This window comes from Sphingomonas sp. SAFR-052 (assembly GCF_051965015.1).
Taxonomy (GTDB): domain Bacteria; phylum Pseudomonadota; class Alphaproteobacteria; order Sphingomonadales; family Sphingomonadaceae; genus Sphingomonas.
In genome coordinates, this window is sequence record NZ_JBQCMO010000002.1 from 560,643 (window position 1) to 569,241 (window position 8,599).

Genomic DNA, 8,599 nt, shown 5'->3' on the forward strand with positions numbered 1-8,599 from the left:
CTACCTATCCAACGGTTAACCATAGTTTACGGCCTGTCAGCTTCCTCAAAGGGAGAAGACCTTGCTGTATCGCGCGTATTCCGTGGACGGCAAAACAACCCGGAAGCACGCAATAACTTGTGATATGATGCAGTCGGAGCCCATTCCACCGATAGGCTGTTATGAACCGGCAGCGAATGCAGCGGCCTGCTTGATCTCCAACTATCGGATGTACAGTGCACGCCGCGTCCGACACGGACCGAAGTGCGCACGCGGTGTGCTGCGCTATGTCCAGCATGCTCGCGCCCGGCATCGTCGCTCCCGATACGATCCGCGCCTTCTCATTGTCAGTCCCGACCATCCCGGTGGATCGTATCGGCACGATGCCGCACCTGTCGCTTGCGGATCACCTCGCTTGCTGGGGTTATCCGCTCCGCCTAGTCCGGTGGTTGCATCTTCCGCTGGGAATGGTGCTAACGGACGTTAGCGCAGCAACTGTTCAAGCACCCACCGGGCGACCTGGAACGCGGCGAAGGGTTGAGGCAGGACCGGCCCATATTGTTCGGTTGCGATCGGCGTGTCCGCCGCCGTCAATGTCAGGCACGGCAATCCTCGATCGGCCAATGCCGAAACAAGGTCGGGCGCTCCGTTCGCCGCGACGTATCCGATGAAGATGACGACGCGCGTCTCCGGCGCCCGCACCCGTTCGATAGCGTGCGCCAGGTCACCGATCGGGCCGACCACCGACAGGGCACGCTCCCGCAGGACTGCCGCGACGTAACCGCCGACGAACGATGCGTCGTCGCCGATGAGGACGACGTGACCGAGCGATCCCGTCATCTGCCGGTCGCTCACGCCGCGTTGCGCCCCCGTCCAAGCGCCGGGTCCAGCGTCGCTTGTTCTGCTTCCAGCATCGGTTTGAGCCGGCGATAGGTCGCCAGCGCCTGTCCGACGACCTGATCCATATTATAGTAGCGATAGGTCGCCAGTCGCCCGACAAAGGTGACGTTCGGCTCGTCGAGCGCCAATGCTTCATAGCGTTTGAAGAGCAGCTGGTTCTCGTCGCGAGGGATTGGGTAGTAGGGATCGCCCGTCGCGCTGGGATATTCGTAAGTAACGCTGGTTTGCGGCGCAACCTGCCCCGTCAGATGCTTGTATTCGGTGACCCGCGTGTAGGGCACGTCCTCGTTCGGATAGTTAACCACCGCCACCGGCTGATGCTGCACGGTATCGAGCGTACGGTGTTCAAACCGCAGCGAACGATAGGGGAGCCGCCCATAGCGATAGCCGTAATATTCATCGATCGGGCCAGTGAACACCAAATGATCGTGCGCATAGGCGTTCCGGACATCCGCATAATCGACGCCCAGCAGCACATCGATGTTCGGATGATCGAGCATCGCTTCGAACATCCGCGTATAGCCATCGGCAGGCATCGCCTGATAGTTGTCGCCGAAATAGCGATCGTCCGTGTCGGTGCGGGTCGGCACGCGCGCCGTCACCGACTTGTCGAGTTCCGATGGGTCCATGCCCCATTGTTTGCGCGTATAGCCACGGAAGAAGGTTTCGTAGAGTTCCCGCCCGACCTTCGACACGACGACATCGGCCGAGGTCCGAATTGGATCGACCGGCTCGGCGCGCGTCGCCAGGAACGCCTCGACCTCCACATCGCTCGAGAGGTTCAAACCGTAGAGCGCGTTGAGCGTCGTCCGGTTGATCGGCATGGGCACGAGTTGGCCGTCGACATCGGCCAGCACGCGGTGTTGATACGGGCGCCACTGGGTGAAGCGCGACAGATAGTCGAAGATGTCGCGCGAGTTGGTGTGGAAGATATGCGGGCCATATTGGTGGATCAGGATGCCCGCAGCGTCATGCCGGTCGAAAGCGTTGCCGGCGATATGCGGGCGTCGATCGACGACCAGTACCCGCTTGCCGCCATCGACGGCAAGGCGCTCGGCCATGACCGCTCCGGCAAAGCCGGCACCCACCACCATCACATCATAACGATCGTTCATCGGCGGCCAAATGGTCGGCGATACCACCGGTTCGTGCCGGGTGCGCGTCGTGATCCGCGTGTCGATGAGCGCCTGCATTGCCGCGGTGGTGCGGTCCCAGGATCCGCTCGACAATTGTTCGTCGGCCGCGTCCCGCCAACCCGTGCCGTCCGTACGAAGCACCATTGCCGCTTCACAGGCGGCGACGAACGCGTCGGGCGTCTCCGCTATCAGCACGCCGTCGAGATGACCGTAATGGCGTACCACATCGACGATCGGCGTGGACACGACCGGAAGGGCCGCCGCCAAATATTCGGGTGTCTTGGTCGGACTGATGAACCGCGTCGCCTCGTTCAGCGCGAACGGCATCAGCGCGACATCCCATCCTGCCATATAGTCGGGCAGCGCCGCATAAGATCGTCCGCCTAGGTAATGGATGTTCGCCCGGCGCGGCAGTTCGGCCTCGTCGATCTTCACGACCGGGCCAATCATCACCAACGACCAGTCGGGATGGGCATCGGCCAGCGCGGCGACCAGCGACAGGTCCATGCGTTCGTCGATCACCCCGGCAAAGCCCAGTCGCGGTGCCGGCATGACAGCCTGATCCTCCGGTTCGTGCGTCGCCATCCGGGCACGCCCGAAATGCGCGGCATCGATGCTGGAGGGAAAGGCATGGACGCTAGGATGCCGGTCGCGCTTCGCCTCATACAGGCTGGTACCGCCCGTGAAGACCAGATCGGCACAGTCGAGCAACGCCTGCTCGCGCACTAGCAATTCGGGGGGCGCACCCTTGAATGCTGATAATTCGTCCATGCAGTCATAGACGATGCACGCCGCCGACACATGGTCCGAAAAGGGCAGCATCATCGGCGTATAATACCAGCGGATCACCGGCCCCCCGACGGTTGCCAGTTCGGCGTCGAGCAGCGCGCGCAGTATTGCGTCCTCCTGCCCGCGCAACGCCGGATCGAGCTGTGGCGTCAGGATGACGACGCCGCTGTCGCCACACACCCGGCGGTGCAGTTCGACCGGCCCCGATCGATATTCCGGCTCCTCCCAATACAGGACATCGTGCGTTTTGACGAAACGGGTCATCAAATGCTGTGGCCGCTGAAATACGAAGGCCCATCGCAGGTGACTGAAGCAGAGGATAGTGGCTCGGCGATGCCCCTCCGCCTGAATATTGGCGGAATGGACGACGTTCGACGATTGCACTGCCACAGACGCTCCTCTGAACCTTGTTCACAAACCGGAAACAAAGCAGGCGGCTACGTCGTTCCTACTAAATATCTGAAAACAAACATGTATTAGTAACATTTCCGGAACGATGCTTTGGAGCGCCCGTTACCCCGGCACGGGAGGATCGGATGGACACGTTGCAAAGCTGGTGCGGTGTGGAATGCACCGTCAACCGGACCCACGCCGGCTATCGCGACCAGACGCGATTGAGTGGCCACCACGATCGGATCGACGACCTCGACCTGTTCGCCGAACTCGGTTTCAGTGCGATCCGTTATCCCGTCCTATGGGAACGGGTGGTGACCGGATCGGGGGCACTCGACTGGTCATGGACCGATGCGCGTCTCGACCGGTTGCGGTCCCTTGGTATCCGGCCGATCGCGGGGCTCGTCCATCATGGCAGCGGCCCGCCGCATGTAGACCTGCTCGATGACGGGTTCGCGGCCGGTCTGGGCGACTATGCTGGACAAGTCGCCGAACGCTATCCCTGGATCGACGACTGGACCCCGGTCAACGAACCGCTGACGACCGCACGCTTTTCCGCGCTGTACGGCCATTGGTATCCGCATGCCCGCGACGAAGGGGCATTCTGGCGGGCGCTGCTCAACCAGATCGACGGTACGCGCCTGGCCATGCGCGCTGTCCGTCGGATCAATCCTGCGGCGCGGCTGATACAGACCGACGATCTCGGGCGGACCTATGCCACCGTGCCGTTGGCCGAACAGGCCGCGTTCGACAATCTTCGGCGTTGGGCGGGATGGGATTTGCTGTTCGGGCGCGTGACGCGGCACCATCCGTTGTGGCAGCGTATCGGGAAGTTCGGGCTGGAGGAGCGGATCGCCCGGATCGCCGACGATCCCTGCCCGCCAGACATCGTCGGTGTAAATCATTATCTGACCAGCGACCGGTTTCTCGACCACCGCACCGAACGCTATCCGCCCGACACCCATGGCGGCAACGGCCGCATCGCCTTCGCCGATGTGGCGGCGATCCGGGTCCTCGATCCAGCGCCTGCCGGGCTGACGGGCGCGTTGCGGGAGGCATGGCAACGCTACGGCACGCCGCTGGCGGTGACCGAGGTGCACAATGGCTGCACGCGAGAGGAACAGTTGCGTTGGGCCGCCGACGCGTGGGACGATTGCGTCACCCTGCGGCAGGAAGGTGTCGATATCCGCGCGGTGACCGCGTGGTCGCTGCTCGGCAGCCATGATTGGAACACGTTGCTGACCGCACCGGGCAACTATGAACCCGGTATCTTCGACGTTTCGAGCGGAACGCCTCGGCGCACGGCACTGGCCCGGGTGTGGCGGGACCTCCCCGCCGGGCGCGACCGTCACGCGGTGGCAAAGGCACCGGGTTGGTGGCTTCGGTCTGACCGGCTGTTGTACCCGCCGCTGTCGCACCCCGCCCCGCGCCCGGCCCCGCAGCGTCGACCATCAGCCCCGCCGCTGTTGATATGCGGCGCCAGCGGGACGCTGGGCCAGGCCTTTGCGCGGGCGTGTGATCGGCGGGGCATATCGTGGGTCAGCACCGGACGCGATACGATCGACCTCGAACGCCCGGCGAAGATCGCCGCAACGCTCGATCACGTGCGGCCATGGGCCGTCATCAACGCCACCGGTTGGGTCCGGGTCGACGATGCCGAGGATAACGAAGCCGCCTGTTTCGCCGTCAACGCCACGGGCGCGATCGCACTGGCGCAGGCCTGTGCCGAGCGTGGGATGCCCAGCCTGCATTTCTCCAGCGACCTGGTGTTCGACGGGCTGGCGCAGCGAGCCTATGTCGAGAGCGATCCGCCTGGTCCCGGCAACGCCTATGGCCGGAGCAAGGCGGCGATGGAGGGTGGCTGTGCGGGCTTGCCCGGCGTGCTGATCGCGCGGACCGCCGCGTTCTTTTCGCCCGACGACCACTATAACTTCGCAGTCGCGGTGACCGATGCGCTGGCGGCGGGCAGGCCGTTTCGGGCGGCAGCCGATCAGGTGGTCAGCCCGACCTATGTCCCGGCGCTGGTCGATACCGCGCTCGACCTGCTGATCGACGGCATGGAAGGGATCGTCCATCTGGCGGGCAGCGATGCGGTAAGCTGGGCAACCTTCGCCCGCCGTCTGGCCGCGGCTGCCGGGCATGATCCGTCGATGATCGACGCGGTGCCGGGAAGCGCGCTCGACCTAAAGGCCGAACGGCCGGCCCAAGTCGCGCTGGCGAGCACGCGCGTTTCAGGCCTGTTGCCGCTGGACGTAGCGATCACCGGGTTTCTCACCGGGCTCGCCGAAGAGCCCGCTGCCGCCCGTGCCGACTTGCAACGCGCATGTTGAGCCGGGTCAATTGGCAGACCCCCACCTGGATGAGCCGCTATCTCGTCTTCGACGCCGCCGTCGACGGCATCGAACGCAGCGTTGCGGTCATCGCCGACCTGCTATCGGTCGCGCAGGACGAACCGGCGGCGCTGACCCTCGAACGCAACCTGTTCCGGCTGCGCGACCGGATCGAACGCGCGGCGCGCGAAAACACCGCATCCCATATGATCTACATCATTTGAAGCTGCGACCCCTGCGCGCAACAATGCGACCGATATTCAACGGGAAAGGCCTTTGACGATGGGGCGTTGGCCGGAGCGGCTGTGGATCGTGCGCCATGGCGAAAGCGCAGGTAACGTAGCGCGCGATGCGGCCGATGCGCGGGGGGCCGAACGGATCGAACTCGCCACGCGCGACGTCGACATCGTGCTCTCGGATCGCGGTCAGGAACAGGCGCGGGCGCTGGGCAACTGGTTCGCCCGCTGCGAAGCGGTCGATCGCCCCGATATCATCCTCGCCTCACCCTACGCCCGGGCCTGCACCACCGCCGCGCTGTTTCGTGACGCCGGCGGCGCCGCGACGGCCGATACCGCGATCTGCGTCGACGAACGGCTGCGTGAGAAGGAGTTCGGCATTCTCGACGGGTTGACCGTGACCGGCGTCGCCGCGGTCTATCCCGATCAGGCGGAATTTCGCCGGCTGCTTGGCAAATTCTACCATCGGCCACCCGGCGGAGAGAGCTGGTGCGACGTCATCTTCCGGCTGCGGTCGCTGCTCGACACGGTCGCGCTACATCATGCGGGCCAGCGGGTGATGATCGTCGCACATCAGGTGGTCGTACTGTGCCTGCGCTATGTGATCGAGAATATGACCGAGGAACAGATACTGGCGATCGATCGCGCGGGCGACGTCGCCAATGCATCGATCACCGAGTATCGTCTGGAAACCGGGGACGATGGCAACGAGGGGCTGGTGCTGAGCCGCTATAATGCCGTCCCCCATCTCGACGCCGCCGCCCCGCAGGCGTTCACCGCCGAACCCGATCGCACCGGGGGCGTGCGCGGATGAGCGATGCGACACGGCTCGACAGCCTGTGGCTCGGCAACCATCCGCTGCCAGTGCATGGCATGGGCACGACCAAGAACAGTCGCGGCCGGGTTCTGGCGATCGGTGGATCGCGCACCGTGCCGGGCGCGCTGCGTCTGACCGGCGAGGCCGCGTTGCGCGTCGGTGCGGGCAAGCTGCAATTGGCGACCGTCGCATCGGCGGCGATGACGCTGGGACTGTTGGTCCCCGAAGCCGGATCGATCGCGCTGCCGGAAAACGGCGACGGGGAGATCGCCGATACAGGGTCTTCCTTGCAGTCGGCGTTGGAGCATTGCGACGTCGTCGTGCTGGGTCCGGGCATCAGCGATCCCGATGCGGCGTCGAATCTGCTGGAACAGGTGCTACAGATGCGACGGACAGACCTGGCCATCGTCATCGACGCAATCGCTATCGGCTGCCTGAAACACTTCCAGCGTCAGATGCAGGAATTTGCGGGCGATCTGGTTCTGACACCGAACCACGCGGAAATAGCGGTGCTGACCGGAACGGATGAGAAGCACATCGCCGACCAGCCCGAAAGTATCGCGAGGCAAGTGGCGGCTGATACAAATGCAGTCGTTGCGCTAAAGGGAACGAGCACGGTCGTTGCCGCTCCTGACGGACACCTGCTGGACTATGCCGGCGGCGGGACCGGGTTGGCAACCGCAGGATCCGGTGACGTACTTGCTGGCGCGATCGGCGGCCTGTTGTCACGCGGCACCGCGCCGCTGGTAGCTACCGGTTGGGGTGTATGGCTCCATGGACAAAGCGGCCGGCGTGTCGCGAATATCGATGGTCCTCTAGGATTTTTGGCGCGGGATCTCCCGCAAGAGTTTCCGAAACTCTTGCCCCAATGACCGGATGCCGGACGGTCCGAAGCATGTGTGGTTCAAGATGATAATTCGATAATCGACAAGGCAGGGCGCACCTCGGGCCGTACAGACTCCGCTGCGCATCGGCTGAAGCGAATGGTGACCCAGTGCGGTCCAGATGGACGATCGGCAAGACATTTCGCACCGATACCTGACCCCCGGATTAGGTGTTCAGTCCCGGCATTTGGTGGATCGGATTTACGATGAACCGGTCTGGCTCTGACGTCCAGATCTTGGCGATGTATTCGTAGGGTGTGAGCCCGTTGAGCGTCTTCAGCCGACGGGCGAAGTTGTATGCGGCCATGAAGTCGGCGAGGTGCGTCCGAAGCTGTTCGTGGGTTTCGTAGTGGAAGCGCTTGACGGTCGCCTCCTTGATAGTGCGGTTCATCCGTTCGACCTGCCCATTGGTCCACGGATGGTTCGGCTTGGTGAGCCGGTGCTCGATGTCATTGGCCTCGCAGATCATGTCGAAGCGCATCTGGCGCGACCAGGCGGTGTTGCGGTTGCGGGGCTGCTCGGCGAACTGGATGCCGTTATCGGTCAGGATCGTGTGGATGCGATACGGCACGGCTGTCAGCAGGTGTTCGAGAAACTCCCATGCTGTCCGGCGATCAGCCTTGTCAACCAGCTGCGTGACGGCGAACTTGCTGGTACGGTCGATGCCGACGAACAGGTAAAGCTTGCCTTCGGCGGTCTGCACCTCAGCGATATCAATGTGGAAGAAACCAATCGGATAACGCTTGAAGCGCAGCCGCTTCGGCTTGTCGCCCTCGACGTCTGGTAGGCGGGAGATACCATGCCGCTGCAGGCAGCGGTGCAGCGCTGACCGCGTCAGGTGCGGGACCGACGGCTGCAGCGCGTAGAGGCAGTCGTCGAGCGGCAGCAGGGTGTGACGCCGGAATGCCACAATCATTGCCTCCTCCGCCTCGGACAAGGTCGTTGAATGAGGGGCCTTCGGCCCGGTCTTCAGATCCTCGACCGTCGCCCGCTTTCGCCACTTCGCGACCGTCTTCGGGTTAATCCCGAGTTCCCGGCTCAGCGTCGCGAGCGAAGCTTGCGACATGCTGTATTGCTGCTCGGACGGCGTGCGTGGTCGTGGCGCACCCATGACGAACTTGTCCCATGCGGCTTC

Annotated in this window: 6 protein-coding genes and 1 pseudogene; 4 read left to right on the forward strand and 3 right to left on the reverse strand. The window is 63.8% G+C overall.

The window, feature by feature from the left end; genetic code table 11:
- Positions 1 to 462: 462 nt before the first annotated feature.
- Complete coding sequence (locus tag ACTHQV_RS05700) at positions 463 to 834, reverse strand: hypothetical protein (RefSeq protein WP_440488855.1); 372 nt, start codon at positions 832 to 834, stop codon at positions 463 to 465.
- Positions 831 to 3,068, reverse strand: a complete 2,238-nt coding sequence (gene glf, locus ACTHQV_RS05705; protein ID WP_440488857.1) for a UDP-galactopyranose mutase — start codon at positions 3,066 to 3,068, stop codon at positions 831 to 833. Before glf ends, ACTHQV_RS05700 begins: the two co-directional genes overlap by 4 nt.
- Positions 3,069 to 3,340: 272 nt before the next feature.
- On the opposite strand from glf, the gene ACTHQV_RS05710 reads away from it, so the two are divergent.
- The 4 genes from ACTHQV_RS05710 to ACTHQV_RS05725 are packed head-to-tail and all read left to right on the forward strand — an operon-like array spanning position 3,341 to position 7,452.
- Positions 3,341 to 5,527, forward strand: a complete 2,187-nt coding sequence (locus ACTHQV_RS05710) for a family 1 glycosylhydrolase (protein ID WP_440488858.1) — start codon at positions 3,341 to 3,343, stop codon at positions 5,525 to 5,527.
- A gap of 29 nt (positions 5,528 to 5,556) precedes the next feature.
- Positions 5,557 to 5,751, forward strand: a complete 195-nt coding sequence (locus tag ACTHQV_RS05715) for a hypothetical protein (RefSeq protein ID WP_440488860.1) — start codon at positions 5,557 to 5,559, stop codon at positions 5,749 to 5,751.
- Positions 5,752 to 5,809: 58 nt separating this feature from the next.
- The gene (locus tag ACTHQV_RS05720) at positions 5,810 to 6,577 is read left to right on the forward strand and encodes a histidine phosphatase family protein (RefSeq protein WP_440488861.1); all 768 of its coding nucleotides are present in this window, start codon (positions 5,810 to 5,812) and stop codon (positions 6,575 to 6,577) included.
- Positions 6,574 to 7,452 (forward strand): NAD(P)H-hydrate dehydratase, encoded by an 879-nt coding sequence (locus ACTHQV_RS05725; protein WP_440488863.1) that lies wholly within the window; start codon positions 6,574 to 6,576, stop codon positions 7,450 to 7,452. The genes ACTHQV_RS05720 and ACTHQV_RS05725 overlap by 4 nt, the downstream gene beginning before the upstream one ends.
- Before the next feature lie 178 nt (positions 7,453 to 7,630).
- Here the strand turns inward: ACTHQV_RS05725 and ACTHQV_RS05730 are convergent.
- Positions 7,631 to 8,591 (reverse strand): annotated as a pseudogene (locus ACTHQV_RS05730) (IS481 family transposase).
- Between the last annotated feature and the right edge of the window lie 8 nt (positions 8,592 to 8,599).